Source organism: Candidatus Nitrosotenuis chungbukensis (genome assembly GCF_000685395.1).
GTDB classification, from domain to species: domain Archaea; phylum Thermoproteota; class Nitrososphaeria; order Nitrososphaerales; family Nitrosopumilaceae; genus Nitrosotenuis; species Nitrosotenuis chungbukensis.
The window spans coordinates 1-19307 of sequence record NZ_AVSQ01000020.1 but is presented as its reverse complement, the minus strand read 5'-3'; the positions used below and the strand labels follow the sequence as shown (position 1 = coordinate 19307).

25 protein-coding genes are annotated in these 19307 nt (G+C 41.6%); 12 read left to right on the top strand and 13 right to left on the bottom strand.

What is annotated here, in order from left to right:
- On the top strand, window positions 1-939 hold the full coding sequence (locus NKMY2_RS08070; protein ID WP_042686914.1) for an ABC transporter ATP-binding protein: 939 nt from the start codon (window positions 1-3) through the stop codon (window positions 937-939).
- On the opposite strand, the gene NKMY2_RS08065 is transcribed toward NKMY2_RS08070, so the two are convergent.
- Window positions 930-1310 (bottom strand): DUF6659 family protein, encoded by a 381-nt coding sequence (locus tag NKMY2_RS08065; RefSeq protein ID WP_420887352.1) that lies wholly within the window; start codon window positions 1308-1310, stop codon window positions 930-932. The two genes, NKMY2_RS08070 and NKMY2_RS08065, sit on opposite strands and share 10 nt — an antisense overlap.
- 70 nt (window positions 1311-1380) lie before the next feature.
- Here NKMY2_RS08065 and NKMY2_RS08060 point away from each other — a divergent pair, with 70 nt between their 5' ends.
- Complete coding sequence (locus NKMY2_RS08060) at window positions 1381-2013, top strand: YqaA family protein (protein WP_042686912.1); 633 nt, start codon at window positions 1381-1383, stop codon at window positions 2011-2013.
- On the opposite strand, the gene NKMY2_RS08055 is transcribed toward NKMY2_RS08060, so the two are convergent.
- The 5 genes from NKMY2_RS08055 to NKMY2_RS08040 all read right to left on the bottom strand — a co-directional run bounded on the left by NKMY2_RS08055 (window position 2010) and on the right by NKMY2_RS08040 (window position 6661).
- Entirely contained in the window at window positions 2010-2588 is a 579-nt protein-coding gene (locus NKMY2_RS08055) for a DNA-3-methyladenine glycosylase (RefSeq protein WP_238549811.1), read from the bottom strand. The genes NKMY2_RS08060 and NKMY2_RS08055 overlap by 4 nt on opposite strands.
- Window positions 2569-3126 carry a uracil-DNA glycosylase gene (locus tag NKMY2_RS08050; protein WP_042686910.1) on the bottom strand — a complete coding sequence of 186 codons (558 nt, stop codon included), beginning with the start codon at window positions 3124-3126 and terminating at the stop codon, window positions 2569-2571. Before NKMY2_RS08050 ends, NKMY2_RS08055 begins: the two co-directional genes overlap by 20 nt.
- 1 nt (window position 3127) lies before the next feature.
- Window positions 3128-4534, bottom strand: coding sequence for a TldD/PmbA family protein (locus NKMY2_RS08045; protein ID WP_042686908.1), 1407 nt, complete (start codon window positions 4532-4534; stop codon window positions 3128-3130).
- Between the two features lie 30 nt (window positions 4535-4564).
- Window positions 4565-4711, bottom strand: coding sequence for a hypothetical protein (locus tag NKMY2_RS10910; protein WP_177316538.1), 147 nt, complete (start codon window positions 4709-4711; stop codon window positions 4565-4567).
- A 78-nt stretch (window positions 4712-4789) separates the two neighbouring features.
- Entirely contained in the window at window positions 4790-6661 is a 1872-nt protein-coding gene (locus tag NKMY2_RS08040; RefSeq protein WP_052347651.1) for an ATP-binding protein, read from the bottom strand.
- 57 nt (window positions 6662-6718) lie between these two features.
- Here NKMY2_RS08040 and NKMY2_RS10325 point away from each other — a divergent pair, with 57 nt between their 5' ends.
- Together NKMY2_RS10325 and NKMY2_RS08030 are read left to right on the top strand one after the other, a co-directional pair.
- Complete coding sequence (locus NKMY2_RS10325) at window positions 6719-7087, top strand: Hpt domain-containing protein (RefSeq protein WP_052347648.1); 369 nt, start codon at window positions 6719-6721, stop codon at window positions 7085-7087.
- 34 nt (window positions 7088-7121) lie between these two features.
- Complete coding sequence (locus tag NKMY2_RS08030) at window positions 7122-7484, top strand: response regulator (protein ID WP_042686906.1); 363 nt, start codon at window positions 7122-7124, stop codon at window positions 7482-7484.
- A 3-nt stretch (window positions 7485-7487) separates the two neighbouring features.
- Here NKMY2_RS08030 and NKMY2_RS08025 read toward each other — a convergent pair whose 3' ends face one another.
- Window positions 7488-8399, bottom strand: coding sequence for a TackOD1 domain-containing metal-binding protein (locus NKMY2_RS08025; RefSeq protein ID WP_177316537.1), 912 nt, complete (start codon window positions 8397-8399; stop codon window positions 7488-7490).
- Between the two features lie 83 nt (window positions 8400-8482).
- Between NKMY2_RS08025 and NKMY2_RS08020 the strand changes: the two genes are divergently transcribed.
- Window positions 8483-10321 (top strand): PINc/VapC family ATPase, encoded by a 1839-nt coding sequence (locus NKMY2_RS08020; protein WP_042686904.1) that lies wholly within the window; start codon window positions 8483-8485, stop codon window positions 10319-10321.
- On the opposite strand, the gene NKMY2_RS08015 is transcribed toward NKMY2_RS08020, so the two are convergent.
- A complete protein-coding gene (locus NKMY2_RS08015) occupies window positions 10308-10769 on the bottom strand; it encodes a metal-dependent transcriptional regulator (RefSeq protein WP_042686902.1) in 462 nt (153 codons plus the stop codon). The genes NKMY2_RS08020 and NKMY2_RS08015 overlap by 14 nt on opposite strands.
- Window positions 10770-10902: 133 nt before the next feature.
- Here NKMY2_RS08015 and NKMY2_RS08010 point away from each other — a divergent pair, with 133 nt between their 5' ends.
- The 6 genes from NKMY2_RS08010 to NKMY2_RS10905 all read left to right on the top strand — a co-directional run bounded on the left by NKMY2_RS08010 (window position 10903) and on the right by NKMY2_RS10905 (window position 14408).
- On the top strand, window positions 10903-11250 hold the full coding sequence (locus tag NKMY2_RS08010; RefSeq protein WP_042687309.1) for a hypothetical protein: 348 nt from the start codon (window positions 10903-10905) through the stop codon (window positions 11248-11250).
- Window positions 11251-11291: 41 nt separating this feature from the next.
- Complete coding sequence (locus tag NKMY2_RS08005) at window positions 11292-11780, top strand: DUF192 domain-containing protein (protein ID WP_042686900.1); 489 nt, start codon at window positions 11292-11294, stop codon at window positions 11778-11780.
- 43 nt (window positions 11781-11823) lie between these two features.
- The gene (locus tag NKMY2_RS08000; protein ID WP_052347646.1) at window positions 11824-12450 is read left to right on the top strand and encodes a hypothetical protein; all 627 of its coding nucleotides are present in this window, start codon (window positions 11824-11826) and stop codon (window positions 12448-12450) included.
- A gap of 68 nt (window positions 12451-12518) precedes the next feature.
- Window positions 12519-13406, top strand: coding sequence for a sensor histidine kinase (locus NKMY2_RS07995; protein ID WP_052347644.1), 888 nt, complete (start codon window positions 12519-12521; stop codon window positions 13404-13406).
- A 49-nt stretch (window positions 13407-13455) separates the two neighbouring features.
- Window positions 13456-14208, top strand: a complete 753-nt coding sequence (locus NKMY2_RS07990) for a sulfite exporter TauE/SafE family protein (RefSeq protein WP_042686898.1) — start codon at window positions 13456-13458, stop codon at window positions 14206-14208.
- A gap of 47 nt (window positions 14209-14255) precedes the next feature.
- A complete protein-coding gene (locus NKMY2_RS10905) occupies window positions 14256-14408 on the top strand; it encodes a hypothetical protein (protein ID WP_177316536.1) in 153 nt (50 codons plus the stop codon).
- Between the two features lie 40 nt (window positions 14409-14448).
- Here the strand turns inward: NKMY2_RS10905 and NKMY2_RS07985 are convergent, their stop codons facing one another.
- The 4 genes from NKMY2_RS07985 to NKMY2_RS07970 all read right to left on the bottom strand — a co-directional run bounded on the left by NKMY2_RS07985 (window position 14449) and on the right by NKMY2_RS07970 (window position 17833).
- Window positions 14449-14895: a hotdog family protein gene (locus tag NKMY2_RS07985; RefSeq protein WP_042686896.1), complete on the bottom strand. Its 447-nt coding sequence runs from the start codon at window positions 14893-14895 to the stop codon at window positions 14449-14451.
- On the bottom strand, window positions 14895-16673 hold the full coding sequence (locus tag NKMY2_RS07980; RefSeq protein WP_042686894.1) for an SDR family oxidoreductase: 1779 nt from the start codon (window positions 16671-16673) through the stop codon (window positions 14895-14897). Before NKMY2_RS07980 ends, NKMY2_RS07985 begins: the two co-directional genes overlap by 1 nt.
- Window positions 16674-16989: 316 nt before the next feature.
- A complete protein-coding gene (locus tag NKMY2_RS07975; RefSeq protein WP_042686892.1) occupies window positions 16990-17295 on the bottom strand; it encodes a DUF3240 family protein in 306 nt (101 codons plus the stop codon).
- Between the two features lie 13 nt (window positions 17296-17308).
- Window positions 17309-17833 carry a sodium-dependent bicarbonate transport family permease gene (locus NKMY2_RS07970; protein WP_255347577.1) on the bottom strand — a complete coding sequence of 175 codons (525 nt, stop codon included), beginning with the start codon at window positions 17831-17833 and terminating at the stop codon, window positions 17309-17311.
- 513 nt (window positions 17834-18346) lie between these two features.
- On the opposite strand from NKMY2_RS07970, the gene NKMY2_RS07960 reads away from it, so the two are divergent.
- Window positions 18347-18625 carry a hypothetical protein gene (locus NKMY2_RS07960; protein WP_157832500.1) on the top strand — a complete coding sequence of 93 codons (279 nt, stop codon included), beginning with the start codon at window positions 18347-18349 and terminating at the stop codon, window positions 18623-18625.
- 1 nt (window position 18626) lies between these two features.
- Here the strand turns inward: NKMY2_RS07960 and NKMY2_RS07955 are convergent, their stop codons facing one another.
- Complete coding sequence (locus NKMY2_RS07955) at window positions 18627-18962, bottom strand: type II toxin-antitoxin system RelE/ParE family toxin (RefSeq protein ID WP_157832499.1); 336 nt, start codon at window positions 18960-18962, stop codon at window positions 18627-18629.
- Between the last annotated feature and the right edge of the window lie 345 nt (window positions 18963-19307).

Below are 19307 nucleotides of genomic sequence, written 5' to 3'. Positions count from 1 at the left end.
ATGACACAATTTTTGACAATTGATGGCCTAAACACGTACTATATCACAGAGAAAGGCAATGTGCATGCAGTAGAGGATGTTAGTTTTAGTTTAGAGGATGGCGAATCAATTGGGATTGCAGGGGAGAGTGCGTGCGGCAAGAGCACACTGGGCTTGTCTATAATCCGAATGGTTCCAGGGGGCAAAATTGTCTCTGGCAAGATTTTGTTTGATGGTGATTCCATTTTGGAGTTGTCTAAAGATGAATTTGATAAAAAACAACGCTGGAAAAAAATCTCAATGGTATTTCAGGGCGCAATGAACTCGCTTGATCCCGTCTTTACCGTGTCTCAGCAACTCTCAGACGTTCTAAGGCAGCATGATTTTGATGGAGACTATTCTGATACTATGAAATGGGCTGTGCGTTCTGTTGGACTCAAAGAAGATGTCTTACAAAAATATCCACATGAATTGAGCGGCGGAATGAAGCAGCGCGTGGTCATCGCAATGGCATTGCTGTTGAGGCCAAAAATCATGATTGCAGACGAGCCAACAACTGCCTTAGACGTACTCGTTCAAGCACAAATCCTCAACTTGCTCAAAGGTCTAAAAAAAGAAGGAATGTCAATCATGCTGATTTCCCATGATCTGTCGACAATTTCTGAGGTTTGTGAAAAAATTGGGATAATGTATGGGGGCAAAATGATTGAGTTTGGAACATCGCGTGAAATATTTGAGAAGCCAAAGCATCCGTATACGCAAGCTCTAATTCAATCCATTCCGCGATTACGTGGGACTGAAAAACCAAAATACATTCCGGGCAGCCCGCCAAATCTACTTGATCCAAACCCTGGATGCAGGTTCATTGATAGGTGCCCTCATGTAATGGAAAAATGCAAAAAAGATCCGCCTAAATTCAAAACCGAATCAGGCTACGTGATGTGCTGGCTTTACGAGTAATTTCTTACTAGTGGAAGGCACGAGTCGATAATTCTCAGCATTTCTGAGCGAATCACCTTCTTGTCAATTGATACCCAAACCTTGTGTTTTTTTATTGCAAATGAAATTGTCTGGACTTTTTTTCTTTCCTCCCAGACAAATTCGACTTGGCCCAAGCTTTTATCGAATTCCCTCTCCATGCCTGTCTTAATTGCGATGTGGGAGAACTGGCTAGTCGTACCTTTTGCATTCAAAAATGGCTTTAATCCCTCTTTTCTTTTGTATGCAAGCAGTTTGCCGTTCTTTCCTATCACTCCAACAAATCTGATGTACGGACTTATTGCTGAAATCTTGTAACAAATTTCCTGCAGCTCTTTTTTTGTCAATTGCATTTCTCTCCGAACTATGATATTTTAATATCGTGGTTTCATGGTTTAATAGTCTAAATCAAATCGTCAGGATGTGGATATTTCAGCGATTTTTCCATTTGCTGATGAAATAGGCTACATTGGTCTTGCACTTGTAAGCTTTTTTGGCTCATTAATTCCGTTTGTACCATTGCCGTCGTTTATCTTTCTGGCGACAATGTCTGCAGGCGACAAATTCAACATCCATTACTTGGTGCTAATTTCGGCAATAACCTCGACTGTTGCAAAGCAAATAATATTTCTCATAAGCTATGGTGGAAGAAAAATGATGACTGATAAAACACGTGCCAGAATGAAGCCGTTTGAAAAGTTGGTAAAAAAATACGGCGCCGCAGCCGCATTTGTTGCCGCCGCAACTCCGATTCCAGATGATCTGATTTATGTCCCGTTGGGGCTTGCAAGGTATAACCCACTGCGATTTTTCATATCTACTTTTGTTGGAAAAATAGTTCTAAGTTATGTGGTCGTATTGTTGTCTCATTACTTTGGTATGGCATACGTTGAGCCAATTCTTGAAAATGTCGACGATCCAATGGTGGTGTATGTTGGGTTTGCAGTTTTTGCCGCGATAATGACTGCTGCCATACTGTTGATGCTGAAACTTGACTGGGAAAAAATTCTTGGGCGCTTTGCACCATGGACTGTGAAAAGTGACGACGAAAGCTAGATTTTGATCTTAAAGTTCCAAAGCTTTTCAGTTCCCTGTCTTATTCCAATTCGCGAACCCGCACTTATCTTTCCGTTAACCTTATCTTCTTCTGTAATGTATAGTTGTGAAGAATTGACAAGATCCTCACCGTAATGCATCTTTGTGATCCCAAGGGCAATTGTGAGTTTTGCGGGGCCGTTTGCAAGGTTTGAAACATTCTCAGTCTTTCTATTTTGAATCATGATGTCGATTCCCTCCTTTGGTTCCAGTGCCCTGATCAGGACTGCACCTGCCTGAAAGTTTTTGCTCTTTGCTACTGCGTTTACACAATAATACATTCCGTATGTAAAGTAGACATACGCATGCCCGACTTCACCAAACATTGCCTTGTTGCGCTCTGTCCTGCTCCTAAAAGCATGGCTTGCAGGATCGTCGCTGTGCCTGTATGCCTCCGTTTCGGTTATTATTCCGGACACTGTCTTTTTCCCAATTTTACGAACCAGTGTTTTCCCGAGCAAGTCCTTTGCAACTTCTACAGTATTTCGTGCGTAAAATTCTCTTGAGAGTCTCATTTTAGGTGCCTTTGATTTCATCTAGGGCTTTTACCAAATTTTGTATGTCTTTTTCCAGTACTGGTATGAGCTCCTGGTTGTATATTGTCGCTGCTGGATGAAAAGTCAAAAAATAGGTCCTGCCGTCTTTTTTTATTGTCTTTCCCCTGTTTTTTGTTATCTCTCCTTTTCCAAGAATTGAATTGCTTGCAGTATTTCCCATAACGCAAATTATTTTTGGGTTTATCAGTTTGATTTCATTATTCAGGTATTCTATGCATGAGGTGCGTTCTAGTTCCGTTGGAACGCGATTGTTAGGAGGCCTGCACTTTACGACGTTTGTTATGTATACTGCATCTCGTGAAAGCCCTGCCTTTTCTAGCATTTCTGAAAGCTTTTTTCCGGCGGATCCTACAAACGGCTCCCCCCTCAGATCCTCGCTTCTGCCCGGTGCCTCTCCAACAAAGACGATTTCGGCATTCTTGTTTCCCTTTCCTGGCACTGCCTTTGTCCTCGTCTTACACAAATCGCACTTTGTACAAGAAACGACCTGGCTGTGAATGTTATCGAGTTCTGTCATTTTACGTTCCTGTGCTTTTTACTGTGGCGATTCCCCGTATTGACGGACCACCATTACCCATCATCATTTGCTGCATTGGATCTCCTTTACCACAATTAGTAATTGGTCTTACTGTAAAATCCTTACCACACGCATCAATTGAATTAAAAAATTCCGGCGCAGTTCCAACCACAATTACATCTCTTAAAAGATCCGTTACCTCGCCGTTTTCTATCTTGTTTGCATATTGGCATGATATGCTCCAGTTGTACCTCCTCATGTCTATTGAGGGTATTTTCATGTTTGAGACAAGGTAGCCATTTTTGACATCCTTTATCATTTCTTGAGGATCCCAGTTGCCTTTTTCTATGCAAGTACACGCCATCCTGATTAGCGGCATAAACCGATATGATGTTGCGCGCATGCTCGCGTTTGGAGTTTTATTGAAAATATCTGCAGTTTCACGGCTATGCATGTGATCTACAAGATTGCCGTCCTTTACCAGCTGCTTTCTTTGTGATTTGGTGCCTTCGTCGTCATATTCGTACCACCCGAGATTTCCTTCCATCGTGGGATCGTCAATGACGTTGAGATTTTTTGAGCCAATCTGCTCTCCAAGCATTCCTGACCACCATGCTCCTCCTGCCCATGCCATTTCTTTTCCCAAAACTCTGTCTGCTTCAGACGGGTGACCCAAAATCTCGTGCGTCAAAAGCGCGACAAAATCTGGGTTCATCACGACTGTTGCTTTTTCTTCCCTTGCATGTCTTGCATCAAGCAACCTGACTGCGTTGTCTGACGTTTCTTTTGCTATGTGAAATATGTCTGCGTCATCTGTAATTTTCTCCACTCCTCCCCTTCCGCCCTCCGTCGTGTTTATGGACTGGGTCAATCCGTTCTGGTGTGCAATTGCCGTCAAATCCATTATGGTATCAGAAAACTCTTGCATGATTTTAGATCCCTCGCTACTTACAAAATACTTTGAGACTTTACTAGATGACGCACTCACAATGCTTTTGATTATTTTTTTATTGCCTTGAATTATTTTGTCGCAGTCAAACGCAATTCCTTCTAATGCTTCTGGTGTTGCCTCTTTTTTTATTTTGTAATTGACGTTCCTTACGGCTGTTGGGACTTTTGCTAGACTGACTGGGTTTTTCTTTTTCTGCGAATTGTGCCTCGCGGCCTTTATGGCATCAATGACGCCATTTTTTATCTTGGAAACATCTGAAGTGGAGTAAAACCCCCATGCCCCATCGCACAACACCCTGATTCCGATTCCGGATTCATGGCGAGTTATGGAATGCTCGATTTGACCGTTTTCTATGATAAATCCGTGCCTTTCGATGATCTCTACCCTTGCATCGCTGTATGAGCAGCCGTTGCTTTGGGCAAACTGTATTGCTTTCTCGGCATGTTCTTTTAGCACTAGTCTGCTGAAGCGTGGTGTTCTTTTATGTTAATTGCTTCCTGAGATTACCGGCATTGTGTAAAAGAACTCGTCCTCAAACCCGTCATCATTTTTACCCTGTTTGCGTAAAGCGGTGAAATACTCGTTACAGTTTGCATAAAACTCGCTGTTTTTTGCAGTATGTGACTCTTCCATGAATGCTCGTAAAAATTTTCAGTTATTTTGTGGCATGTGAGACAATTTAGCTTTCCAAGTTTGATTTCTTTGAGTAACTCAGATTGACATCTTGCCGTCGCCTTTTGGCAAAGAAAATGTAACCTTTGTTCCTACGCCCGGAGTGCTCTCTAGCGTAATTTTACCATCGTGCGCCCCGACAATTCCCTTGCAGATTGATAACCCAAGGCCGCTTCCTCCCTTTTCTCTTGTAAGTGATGCGTCTGCCTGATAGAACTTTGTGAAAAGCTTGGTTTGTTTTTCCGGCGGTATTCCAGTTCCGTTGTCCTCTACGGTGATTCTCACCTCGCTTGCGTCTTCAGCTGAGGTGATACGTATTATGCCGACATCTGGTTTTACTGATTTTAGGCTGTTTTTGATAAGGTTTGTCAAAACCTGGGTTATTCTGTCGGCATCATGTGCAACCATTGTTTTTGGGTTTACCTCGTTTATCACTTTGATCTTACTTTCGTCAATCTGTGGCTGTAGTGTTTGAATTGATTTTAAAACCGTATTCTGAATTGGCGTGACTTCTTTTTTCATTCTTAGCTGCCCGAGCTCAAGTTTTTGAGCATCTAACAAATCTGAAATAATCTGAAGCAACGATGTGGCACTTGACTTTATTATTCCCATTCTCTCTCTTTGCTTGTCTGTAAGCGTGCCTAGGTGGCCGCCAAGTAGCATGTCTGCGTATCCCTGAATTGGGACCAGGGGAGTCTTGAGCTCATGGGTAATCATTGTAAGAAACTCGTCTTTTGCAACGCTCATCCTTCTTGCCTCCTCTTCTTTTATTCTGATGGTGTCTGACATTATGTTAAATGTGGATGCAAGCTCTCCGATTTCGTCGCTTGAGCTGTACTTTATCTTCTCCCCGTAAATCCCCTCCTTTATGCGGGATAGGGCGTTTGTGATTGTTTGAAGCGGCAATAATGATTTTCGAATTACAAACAACACTATGATGAAAATTACAATGTCGACTCCAATTATTGCCTGTATTACTAACTGCCCCTCATTTCGCTCATCAAGCCTGCTCTGGTTCCATACGTCTAGCATGCTGTCAATCGAGTCTAACAGTGACTTTCTTTGCATGTTTAGACTTGAAAATGATTTGCTGAACTCGTCAGAAAATAGTGATTTTTTTTCAAGCGTCTTGACCCTTAATGACACTGACTCCCACAACAAATCTATCTGATCAAGCGACCTTGAATTTTCCCTCGGTATTGGGATTAGTTGTTCTGCCTTGAGGTTGGTTCCTGACAAGTCCAGATCGTCCAATGGTATCTGCAACAGGTTTCTAATTCCGACATCAAAAGTTAATCTTGCATTGTGTAGGCTGTTTCTTGTATTGTTTTCCTGTCCAATCGAAATTAAGACCGCGTCCTGCCCTATGGTTTTTGTAATTTCGTGCAACTCTCTTGCAATTTCTTTATGTCTGTTGTAGTCTCTGTTTAGATCTAACAAGTCTTTTGCTAACGAATCCGTTGTCAGTATCATCTCTGTATTTTTATCAAGTACGTAGTTTAATGCTGCCATTGTTTCTGGATTGTGTACCGATAAAGCCTGAATCTGCGATGCTTCTTTTTTGTATAGTTCCCAATTTTTTTTGACCACTTCGTACTCTGAGGATATGTCGCTGGATAACTGCGGTATGGCCTGCCCTCTGATGGTTCCACCATTTTTTAAAGTATTGAGGATGTTGTCAAAGTCTCTTATTTCATTGTCTAGTGTCTTTCTGTCATTTTCATTCCCGCCGGCGATTGAGCTTGCAAGGCTTGCAATTGTCTCTACTTTGGCCTTGAGGTCTCCTGCGCGAATGATGGCGTATGATTCGTTAGTGGTGGTAACCTGTGTATTGTACAGGATAAACAAATTGAAAAGTGCTACAGCTACTAGTATTCCTATTAGTAAGTATGTTTTACTGATAATCTTCAATTTTAGTTATCTTCTCTTTCACAGAGTATAAAAATCTCGATCAATTATCATTAGTGATTGTCAGAAGAATTCTTACGTGTTGCCAAAAAAGAAGTCTCAGACGATATTGCTGAAATTGGCAGTCTACTGCGTGCCTGTTCTGGCGATTCGGATATTTCAAAAAACGCAGCTGAAATTGAGAAACACACTCACAAGATAAAGGGCTTGGCGCCGATGATGGGGCAAATTGAAATTGGAGATGTTGCGTCCACACTTGACGCTCTGCTTAAGCTGGCAATCTCTGGAAACATGCCGCCTGATCTCTTTCAATCAATAAAGAAATCTCATCAATTCATGCTTGACACTATTGATGGCCACGAATCTGATTTTGCCTCGCTAAAAAGCGATTTAGACAAAAAATATTCTGCATTTCTTAGCCGAAAATAGAAATTTTCATAAGTTATGTCGTTTAGCTGTTGGTATGGCCAGAGTAATGATTGCAGATGACTCTGACGCGATTCGTTTTGTACTAAGTGATATTCTGACAATTGGGAACCACAAAATAGTGGCAGAGGCAGTCAATGGCGCAGAGGCTGTGGAGAAATTCTCCCAAACAAGTCCTGACGTGCTGCTGCTTGATCTTGCAATGCCAAAAAAAGATGGGCTGACCGTAGTGAAAGAAGTAATGGCAAAACATCCATCCGCGAGAATAATTCTGATCACTGCAAGCGACAATCAGAATATAATTAACGAATGTCTAAAGGCAGGGGCTTATGCGTTTATCTCAAAACCGTTTGACTTTGATCACGTCCTGAAGCTGATCACTGAAGTTTCGCCAAAATAACTTTTATTTCAACCAAGAATATCCCTGGCTTGTTAATAATTTTGCATGTTCTAATGTGAATCTTTCACTGCACTTTAAGCACAAGTACTCTGTAAAAATTATCGCAAAAATTTCTTTGCATTCGTTGCACGCATAAAAATTGTCCTGCTTTCTGTAGTCAACCCCAAACACTTTGATTACTTGGTGGCACTTTGGGCACTTGTCGTCAACGTATGACGCTTCCGTAGAAACGTTGCCGCACTTGTAGTGCTCAATAATTTTCTCCTGCTTAAAGTCGACCCCATTACATTTTGGGCAATGAAACATCTGTGCGACGCGAACATGGTTGCACCTTGGGCACGCGATTTCTTTTATTGTGTTTATCTGAATTACTTTTTTGTCAGAAATAAGCTGCTTAATTGCTGATAAAATTTCCTCCTCAGTTTTGCCCAAATATTGAGATAGTCTAAGAATGCTGATCTGAGTTGTATTTGACATTAGGTTTGCTATCTTTGCGGAAATCTCTTCGTTTAATATTGCCGCCTCTTCGTTTTTTAGAGTCTCGACAATTTCCTTTATCTTGTCCAGTCTGATTGGTTTTGCCAGGTATTGGTATGCACCTTGGGCAATCACGTCCTTGATTGATTCTTCCGTTTTGTCCCTTGCCGTCTCAATTATTACTTTGATGTCAGGCCTTATGTTTAGCAGCTGCGACATGATCGAAAACGCATTCATGTCTGGCAAGTTGTAGTCAAGAAAAACAAGCGGCACCGTGCCTGACTCAATAATCTCTTTAAATGTCTCAATGCCAGTTTTTCCGTTTTGGCAGCTGTGTATTTTTTTAAACCCCAGTTTTGTTAGAAACTCTTTGAGCAAAATGCCGACTGCTGGGCTGTCTTCTATGATTATGACCTCTTTTTCTTCCAACTCTGGCACACGCCATCTTTTCGTATCTGGTATGAAAAGTTTAGTTTGTGTCATTGAGTTATGATTAAAAGCCCCGCGGTGACCTCTGAATCATGTCAAAAATAGTAATTGACACTAGCGTGATTGTCAGTGGCCACATTACAAGGCAACTTGAATCAAAAAGCCTTCAGAATGTCGAGATAATCATACCTGTCGCAGGATTGGACGAATTGCAGTCTCAGGCGTCCCAGGGAAAAGAACAGGGCTTTATCGGCCTTGAGGAAATAAAGAAAATTCAAAAACTGTGTCAGGAAAACAACATCCCAGTTCAGTTTGTAGGGCAGAGACCAAGCCTTGACGATATCCGGCTTGCAAAACGCGGGAGAATTGACGCCATAATAAAAGACGTTGCAAAGCAAAATAACGCAATACTGTATACTGCCGATTATGTGCAAGGATTAGCCGCTGAGGCAGAAGGCGTTCTTGTAAACTATCAGAAATCAGAAAAACTGGCCGCTCCTTTGGAATTCTTGAGATTCTTTGATCAAACTACTATGAGCGTTCACCTAAAAGACCAAAATGCGCCCCTTGCAAAAAGAGGAAAGCCAGGCAATTTTGAACTAGTCAAAATTGAAGACAAGTTGTTAGATGAGGACTATCTTGAGCTCATAACGACGCAAATACTTGAGGCATCAAAAATCTCAAATGCCGGAACCATTGAGATCTCAAAGCCGGGTGCTTTGGTTGTACAGTACGGCGAATATCGAATTGCAATCACACACCCTCCATTTTCAGAATCATACGAAATTACAATCGTTCACCCAATCACAAAAATGTCACTTGATCAGTACGGGATGTCAAAAAAACTGATGAGCCGATTCTCAGAAAAAGCAGAGGGAGTCCTAATTTCCGGACCTCCTGGCTCTGGAAAAAGTACGCTTGCGTCAAGCCTTGCAAATTTTTATGCGTCGCTTGGAAATATTGTAAAAACATTCGAATCGCCACGTGACCTGCAGGTGGACAAGGGTGTCACGCAATACACAAAGCTTGATGGCAAATTTGAGAACTCTGCTGACATCTTGCTGCTTGTGCGACCAGATTACACTGTGTTTGATGAGGTGAGACAGCGTGATGATTTTAGAGTATTTGCAGATCTGAGGCTTGCCGGAGTTGGCATGATTGGGGTGGTGCACGCAAACATGCCCCTTGACGCAGTCCAGAGGTTCATCGGGAAAATAGAGCTAGGCATGATTCCAAGCGTAATTGACACTGTAGTTTTTGTAAAGGACGGATATGTCTCCAAAGTCTATGATCTTGATCTTAAAGTTAAGGTGCCGTCAGGGATGGTGGAGCAAGACTTGGCAAGGCCCGTAATAGAAATTCGTGATTTTGAGACGGGCACATTAGAGTATGAAATCTACACGTTTGGCGAAGAAAACGTGATTGTGCCTGTATCAAAACAAGAAGCAAAATCCGGAATTTACAAACTGGCAGAAGAAAAAATCCGAGACACCATTCGAAGATTTGACGCAAATCCTGAAATTGAGATACTGTCTGAGAGCGGCATTCGAGTCAGGGTGAGGAAGGACTCCATGCCTTCTATAATCGGAAAAGGCGGTTCTACTATTAGCGATCTTGAAAAAATACTACACGTTCACATTAATGTGGAGCCAAAAGAATCCGAAGATTCTCTTGGCTCGTATTCGAGTCAACAAAGTCGGGGCTCCACCCCGTTTGACCTTTCTGAATCCACAAACTCACTACTGTTTCAGGTAGATAAGAAAAACAACGGCTTGTTTGCAGACATTTACGTAAAAGGGGATTATGTTACCACTGCACGGGTGGCAAGACACGGAAAGATAAAAATCTCAAAACGCTCCGACGCCGGAAGGAGGCTGGCGAGATCTGCCTTTTCAAAAAATGACATCGAGATACTTCTTAAAGACTCTTAAAACTCTCAAGGAATTTCTGGTTTGATTTGAGATGCGTGATGAATTTTCGTAACTGCCTGATTGTTTTGGGATTTAGGTGATGCTCTATTCCCTCGGCGTCTTGGTTTGCAGTTTCGTGCTCTATTCCAAGTATCTCGAAAAACTCCAATAACGTGCTGTGCTTTTGCCTTATCGTGTCTGCCACGTTTTTTCCCTTTGAAGTGAGTTTGACTCCCTGGTATTTTTCATAGTTCAGAAAGCCGCCCTCGTCTAGCCTGTGAAGCATCTTTGTGACGCTTGGGGCGCTCACGTTTAGGTATCTTGACACGTCAAGGGTTGTTGCATATCCTTTCATCTCGACTAGTTCTGATATGACCTCAAGATAATCCTCGACTCTTGCCGATTTTGGCTTGACTGCCTTGTGGGCAGCCTTTATGGATTCAAGCCTGATTTCGTCCTTTTTCTTCAAATTGGTTTGTAAGTGGATGAGTGTCTTATAATCTAGTCTGTGTGTACTGGCATCTTGTTATTTGATCTTGACTTGAATGTAACTAATCTTCTGGTTTTGCACTTAACTAACAATATCAAAAATGATGCTGGGCATGGATAAGTATCGCGAGAGACTGCGCAAGTTAAAACTGGCATCCGAATCCGTAAAAAGGCGCTCTAGCATTTATTCAAAAATATCTGAAATCGATGACAAGCACAGCGCAAAGTCCATGTCTGCTTTGCGTAAAGCGCCAGATCCTGGAGGTAAGATACAAAAGATTGGCTTTATCGTGTTCTGGATTCCTGAGCCAACTGGCATTACAAACGCAGTTGGGGCCCCGATGATACTTGCAGGCAAGTATCTTGAGAAAAAATACAACGGCTCAACACTGTCTGACATAGGAAAAACCACAAAAAACAACACTTCTACGATTTCAAGCTTTAAGGATGCTGTATTTTAGACTGCACTTGGTTTTTAATACCTGATATTTTTTTAATCTCATTGGCAACACGTACCCAAATTTTGATACCGATAGGAATCGCAGCAATAATAATTGGTGCAGCTGGCCTCATCTCGATTCCAAAGGACGCCAAACTTGAACAAACCAAATTCCCAATGGGAATTGTGAAAATTGACGGTGTTACGCTGCAAGTCCAAATTGCCGATACGCGACCACTGCAGACTCGCGGTCTGATGTTCCAAGAAAAGATGCCCTATGATCAGGGAATGTTGTTTGTTTTTGATGGTGAGGCGATACGCTCAATGTGGATGCTAAACATGCAGTTTGCATTGGATGTTATCTGGTTTGATGCAAACGGCAATGTGGTTTACATACAAAAGGACGCACAGCCTTGCAAGTCAGCAATTGAGACTGCGACATGCACGTTTACAAATGGGAATAATGCAAAATATGTTCTTGAAGTGACATCTGGGTTTGTAGATATGTATGATATTACAGAAAGTTCAAAGTTGGAAATAATTTCAATTTGATTTGTTGGAAAGGCTTATCTGTAGAATATAGTGTCAACAAAAAATGAACAAAAAGATTCTTTATGCAGGAATCATGTCCGCAATAGCAATAATATCTGTTCTAATTGTGTCCTCAAACGACGCGGCGCCACCTGCAAGCGTTTCTGCCTCACAATATCTTGAACATAATCTCATTTTAAAGCAAAAACTATCTGAGGCCGAAATATCGATGTCGTCTCCTATCCGACTGCAGACACCTGATGAAATAACGCAATACTGTTCTTTTTTTGCAGACAGTGAAAAACAGAAACTTGTCGAGTACTGCACATCGACAGAACTAAAAGACAAGGACGGTAATTTTCTTGGGAATATACACATGGTGGGACTAAAAGACGTCCCACAAATGGTTCTGGTGCTAGTGCAGACTGATCCGACCATGTCAAAAATCGATTCTGTCAAAAAGATATTCAATGTCGTAATACAGGAACTTGTTTGCAAGTGCTGGGCCGATGTAAAACCTGATAATTTTGAAAACATAGATGGCTGGGTTGACGGCATGCGTGATTTTCATACCTCTGACACACAAACGCACAGCAAATCAAAACAGCTAGTACTGGAGGGAAAAACACTGCAACTTGAGCTTACGACAAATAATGACGGCTACCTCTGGCAGCTCTATATCTATAATTAGTGTCTGTCTGTTTTGCACAAACAGACTGTTAATAGAGCGCATTTAGGCATGATTTGGGGGATTGGGGTGTGAGTGGTACGCTGAGCATCGAGGGGGGTATTTCGTACGACGCATTGCTAGACAAAATAAAGGCGTTAGAGACAGAAAAACAAAAACTCAAGCAAGAAAATATGTCTCAGAGTAAAATAATTGTTGATCTGGAGCGAAAGATGGCAAAACTAGACGAAGTAACGCAGCAACGGGATTGGCTCTTGGACACGTTGACAAAAAAGATAAGCGATCTGAGTCGTTTTCAAACTGACCTTTTCAGGGCAGAACGATTCTCAACTATTGGAGAAATGTCTGCAAGACTTGCACACGACATGCGCAATCCTTTGGCAATAATCAAAAACACCATCGAAGTAGTCAAACTAAAACACTCATCTAAAATTCCAAATGATCTGATGAGTATGTTTAGTGCCATTGATAAGGCTTCATCACGGATGGTGTTTCAGCTAGACGAAGTGCTCAATTTTGTTCGAACTTCTCCCTTGGAGTGTGACGAATATTCGTTATCTGAAATACTTGACTCATCAATTGACAAAATCGTTGTTCCGGATCGAATACAAATTAATCGCCCAGAAAACGACGTACGTCTTTTCTGCGATATGAAAAAAATCGAGGCGGTCTTTACAAATCTTTTGATGAATGCGATTCAGGCCATGGAAAATTCAGGCCAAATCACGATCCGCTTTTTTCAAAATAACGATGTCGTTACCTTTGAAGTTGAGGATTCTGGGCCTGGGATCCCGGAAAACCTTCTTGATAAAATATTTGAGCCGCTGTTTACGACAAAATCCTGTGGCACCGGGCTTGGGCTGCCTACCGTAAAGGCGATCATCCAACAGCATTGCGGCACAATTGAAGTCAAAAATGCCCCGACTGTATTTTCTATCTTTATTCCAAAAACATTGTAATCCTAAGCACAAGGCAAGATTCAATAGCAAATCGAGAGTCATATGAAAAATGTTTGAAAATCTGTGGCTAATCCCGCTTGGCTTTGTGGCCGGGATTCTGGGCTCTATAATTGGCCTTGGAGGCGGGATAATAGTTGTACCAGTAATGACAATTCTTGGATTTTCTCACACTGTTACTTCAAGCAGTAGCCTTTTTGCCGCGTTTAGCAATTCAGTGGCGTCTTCTGTATCGTATGCCAAGCAAAAAAGAATCGAGTACAAACTGGGCATCACACTTGGGCTGATGTCTGTTCCTGGGACAATTCTGGGGGCATTCATATCCTCTGAGGCGTCGCCTTCAACGTTCAAAATACTATTTGGAATAGTACTGGTTGCCTCATGTCTGTATCTTTTTTTGAAAAGAAACTTGGAATCAAAATCTGCAAACATGACTGTAAAGATGCTCGTGTTTTCCTCTGGGATAAGCTTCTTTGCTGGAATACTGTCTAGCTTTTTTGGAATTGGCGGGGGAATTGTCTTTGTTCCGCTTATGATACTTGGAATCGGGATTTCGGTAAAACATGCAACTGCCACATCTCAGCTAATACTGATGTTTTCCTCGGCATCTGGGATGATTGCGCACTCGCTGCTTGGCCACTCTGATTTTACGTATGCCTTACTACTTGGCATTGGAGCATTTGCTGGGGGAATAATCGGTGCAAGAATATCTGTCGATCTCAAGGAAAACAACATCCGAATTCTGATCTGTGTGGTATTGCTTGCCGCCGCAATCAAACTGTTCCTTGACGCAATTGAGTCATAACTGTTAGGACCAATTAAAAATATAACACGGTCTGATTCATATCGAACATGGTAAAATTTGACGGAATCAGGATGCAGGAACTAGTCTCAGTCCAAGACCCAGATAAAGACGGTGGAATCACACTGATATTCCAGGATAACCGATCCCTGCAAATACGAGTCAAGGACGGAAAGCTAGAAACGATATCCGTTCCAGAATAAACTTTTTTGGCATCATCTGTGCCGATGAGTATTTGGAATTTTATCTCGGCGGCTCTTTTTTGATTCTGTACAGGTTTTTCTTTGATATCACGACAACGTCCCCGTTTTCTTTCTTTCCCTCAAAGTCTACTGTTATCATGCCAAAGTCTTCGTCTATGTCCTTTTTGTCCGATATTGTGAACTTTATCTTCAGTATCTCCTCTATGTGCAGGGGTTTGAGAAATCGCGTGTTTCTGTTTTCCCAGCTTGCATCCCCATCCATTCCGTACAGCAGTATCATGTTGCCGTAAATCTGGCTCAGTCTGGTGAACTCGCCCTCCATCCTTGCGATGATTGCACGACCTGACACTATGGTGCTATATTCATCATCGTCAAAGATCGTGTTTTTGATTCTTGAAAATGAAAGATACGTTTCCAGTTCCTTTTTTGAAAATGTACATGTGGACTGGAATTCCTCCCCTACCTTGAGGTCTGCAAATTTCTTCATTATTCCCTTGTCTCATCTATACAAAACGTTACTTCGGATGAATTTCTTGCAGAATCTGTGACAAAATAGTTTAGCGCCTGTGCGATTTTTTCATTGCTTGATTCTTTCCCCTCGATGCTTCCGGGCAGTACCAAAAATGACCTGATTTTTGATTTTAACACGTCGCTAAACTCTTGGTTTATTGTCGTAGTGAATGGTCTGAGTGCGCCTCGGAACACTTCGACTCGGGCCCTGTCTGCACCTGACACCTTTGGTCCTGTGGGCAAGTCTGGGCCAATTATCACCGCAGTTCCAGATCCGCTCTTGTATAGCCTTGGATCTTTGCTGCCTCCTGGAACAAACAACTCCAGCATGGATTGCAGTACCGTAGCAGGCGTGTTTATGAACTTGTCAACCAGGTTGTCCCAGTCCTTTCTTGACGATTCCATTATCTTGAGATTTTGCGGGACTTTGCCCGTGATGTGGATTATGGTGGATGCTTTGCCCATGTTTTTTGCCGCGTTTAGCCACCTTTGCATCTCTTCGGGCTTTTTTAGATTCACAACATGCGAGTGGAACTTTGCGCTGATTTGATCTTGGTATTCTTTTGGTGTGTTTTCTGAAATAAAGCAGACTGCCTTGCCGCCGTTTTTCTCCACATGCTGGCCCAAAAACAATACTCTGTCCGCATCTGACTTGTCAGTAGCGTCTATGGTAAAGACAAACACCTGTGAAGTAAAGTCTGGCTGATGAACCATTGGGGCGTCTGATGCAATATGTGGTTTTACTGGATAGAACACTCTGTCGCCTGGAATTACTTTGCCGTTTAGCGTTTTTGCAATGTCATCGTCTGCCAAAGCGATGACTGTTTGAGCTACCTGTGTCTGCGACAGGAACTGCCTGTCTGCAATCATAAACGAAGTGTTCTTTTGTACTTTTTCTGCGATTTCCTGTATCTTTGATAACTGTCTTGTCAGCGTCTGGGAAATTTTTTCGGCATCTCCGTTTTTTGCCTTTGCAACTATTTGTGCAGCTTTTTTGATGCCGTCTTTTACCGTCTGCTCGCTTTCGCCAAGCAGTCCGACAATCTCCTTGTTGGCAGCGTCGACTTCTGACGGACTGAGATCCTCAAAGCCGCTGACTCGCAAAAATTCTGCGGCCGCTTTTGGATAAACCGTTTTGTAAATTCTGTCTGAGTGGACAGGTCCTGGGTTTGTCGCAATTGAGACTATTCCTTTGTCGGTTAGTTCCCATGACATTGCCTCTACAAGCCTATTTTTTGCACCCTGCGCCGCAGTGTAGGGACTTCGGAATCTGTATGGTCTTTGCTCAAACGGCCTTTCCTCTGTGAAGAACGTTGAAATAGTAATTATTTTTCCACCTGGCTTCATTACTTTTAGTGCCTGAGATGACGTCCAGAAGGTGCCAGTCAGGTGGATTGCTACTGCACTTTTGAATTCTTCTAGCGGCGCATTTGAAAAACAGGTTACTGGCCCTGAAACACCTGCATTGTTTATCACAATGTCGACTATCACGTTTGCCTTTTTCAATTCCTCGTACATCTGTGAAACGCCTGCCTCATCGCTCACGTCGACACCTGGGAACAGCCAGACCTTTGCATTGCTGTTTACTCTGGCAATTATCTCGTCAAGTATCTTTTTTGTCTCTTCAAGAGGCTCCTTTCGCCTGCCTAAAATTATTATGCTTGCCCCGTTTTCCGCAAACAGTTTGGCAACTGTCTGACCTATTCCGGTTCCGCTGCCGGTAACTAGAATAACTTTATTTTGAAACTTTAACATGGATTTGGCAATCTTTTTGTATTATTTATTTGGATCAATCTTGCCTGCCGTGTTCCCCAATGTCTTTGCTGGTGTCAAACAATTGATCGGTCTTTACTCAATGCCGTCTCTTTGAGGCAAACTCAAGCTTTTTTTGCCCGTTCTTCTCACGGGTATCATCATAGAATTGGCTAACTGCACATGATGAGATCACATCTCGTCATGGCAGAAATTGGCATTTTATACTCAATATCTGAATAAATGATTTCTTAACCTGCAAAGTTAATTTTAGTACTTTTCTGTCGTGGATACAAATCATCTAATTTCATCTTGGTGATCACAAAAATTTCTCAATTCTAACAACCTGGATGTCGCTTACGTAGAATATGATGGTCAGATCTGCAAATAGTGTGCTAGTTATCTCTTCTATGATTTTTTCTAATTTGTCTTTGCTTAACACAACTTCAATTTTGACGTTTTTTTGATCCTGCAGGCCTTCTCCACGCACTCCTTTTTCACCTTTCCCCCTTACATCGTATATCGTATGTCCTGTCACTCCGTATTTTGCAAGTATGTCGTTGACATATTTTTGTGCAAGTATTTCGCAGGTGACTGTTAAAAGTTTCACATCGTATAGTTTCATAATTGTTTATCACCTATCCAAAAAAATCCATCATTCCGGAATGTAGCATTGTAGATAGTATGAACATCATCGGAAGTAATATGATGATGTTAAATGGGAATGTTATGCCTAGAGCGGATGTTATGTAGAGTCCGGGGTTTGCTTTTTTTATTGCGGTTCTAAGAACAGATGGAGCTGCAATGAATGATGCACTTGCAAGTAATAACCCAAACATGACTGCTCCTCCGATACTTAATCCCAAATATGTTGACACTATGACTCCAACTATTCCATTAAGCGTTGGAACTAAAATTGCAAATGCTATCAAAAAAATACCCGCTTTTCTTATGTCTTCAAGTCTCTGACCTGCAATGATTCCCATCTCGATTAAAAAAATCACAAGTGCTGCAAAAAACATATCTTCAAAACCGATTTTAATTGACTGAAAACCTTGCTCCCCAATGATGTAGCCAATTGTGATTGCTCCAAGCAAAATCACTATTGCTTTTCCAGATATGGTGTCGTGTAAGACCTGCCGTAAACTGGTTTCACGTCTTATCCCGCCTATCTCAATTGCAGTGGGTCTGTCATTTGGGCTTTGTCGCTGTATTTTTTCTACAATGTCTTTTGTCTCATATNNNNTTGTAAAATCTTTATTTGTGGATATTCATAGGCCCATAAACCATTCTCTTTATTCACTGCTCGTGCTTAAATTAAAAGACCTCAAGGCGTGGATTCGTTAGATAAATTTCAAAAAGAAAGATTTTGTAGAATACTGAGAATCAAAAATCTGCCAATTGCACACAAAACGGGATCTAAATTAAGGCTGAAACGTAGTATCTCTTCGGGCCCATCGATTTTTTTTAAAAAGAAAAATCCGAGTTCAACGGTGTTCACTACAACTGTTCTCACGGACGCCCTGACACTTCTGAATTTTTCTACAATCCGAATCCTTGATTTTTCATTTTGATCAATAACTGTAGTCTTCAACAATCTGATCTAGACCTGTGCTACACACCTCCCCATATTAGGTAGAATTGTATATATACAAGAATGTACTATGATATATCAAATGAGGATGTCTACGCTTACAGACAAAGGTCACAGCCCAAATCTCGATACCATACTGATGATAGAAGGTATTCTTTCAAAAAAGCACGAGTTTGCATCAAAGAACAAACTGAGACTCTCATTGCCAAAACAACTACAATACAAGACATTTAACAAGATTTTAGAATATCTGGAGGCATCAAACAAGATCGCCTATGACAAGGATGGTTCCATTTTCTGGATATTTGCTCAAGGTCCACAGTTTGAGAGACTGGAAAAAGAGTCAGTCAAACTAAAGTAATTCAATATCCAAATCTTTTTTCATAGTCCTTATGATCAAATATCTCAAGTACGTATACCGTCCTTTGATCCGGCTTTCCCGTAAATGAATAAACTAGCCTCCAGCCCCTGCTAATCTCAACTCGAAACAGGTTTGGAATGCCGTATGCTGCAATGTAGCATTTTGGGATTCTTTCATACTGGATTCTGTTTCCAATTTGCGGATTATCTTTGACTAGCTCAAGAATGTCATCAATCTCTTTGTAAAATTTACCCTTCTTTGCAAGTGTTCCAAAAAATTTCATGAACTTTAGTCCGCCTTTGACTTGATTCAATCGGTATTTCATTGGGTAATTCATGTATTAATCTTCAATGAAAAGCCTGGAGTTATGTGGTGGTGAATGTTGAATATTGCTGTATTTAGTAATCTTTAAAGCTGGTTTTGCCGTAAAAGCATTGGAATCCAAAATCTGAACCGCTGGCGGAACGAATCCCACTAGATTCGACTTTGATGACAAAACAATGATTCTGTGATCTGTAGTATCAACCTTTTTTGATAAATCTCTTACCTGGTGCTAAATCAAAGTTTAAAACTCAAAATAAAAAATTGGAGTAGGGTCAACTACCACTGTTCTCATGGGCACCTTCGGGCCCGTTTTTAAGATAATTTTGTAAACTAATATTTTGAATTTGGAATCTTTATT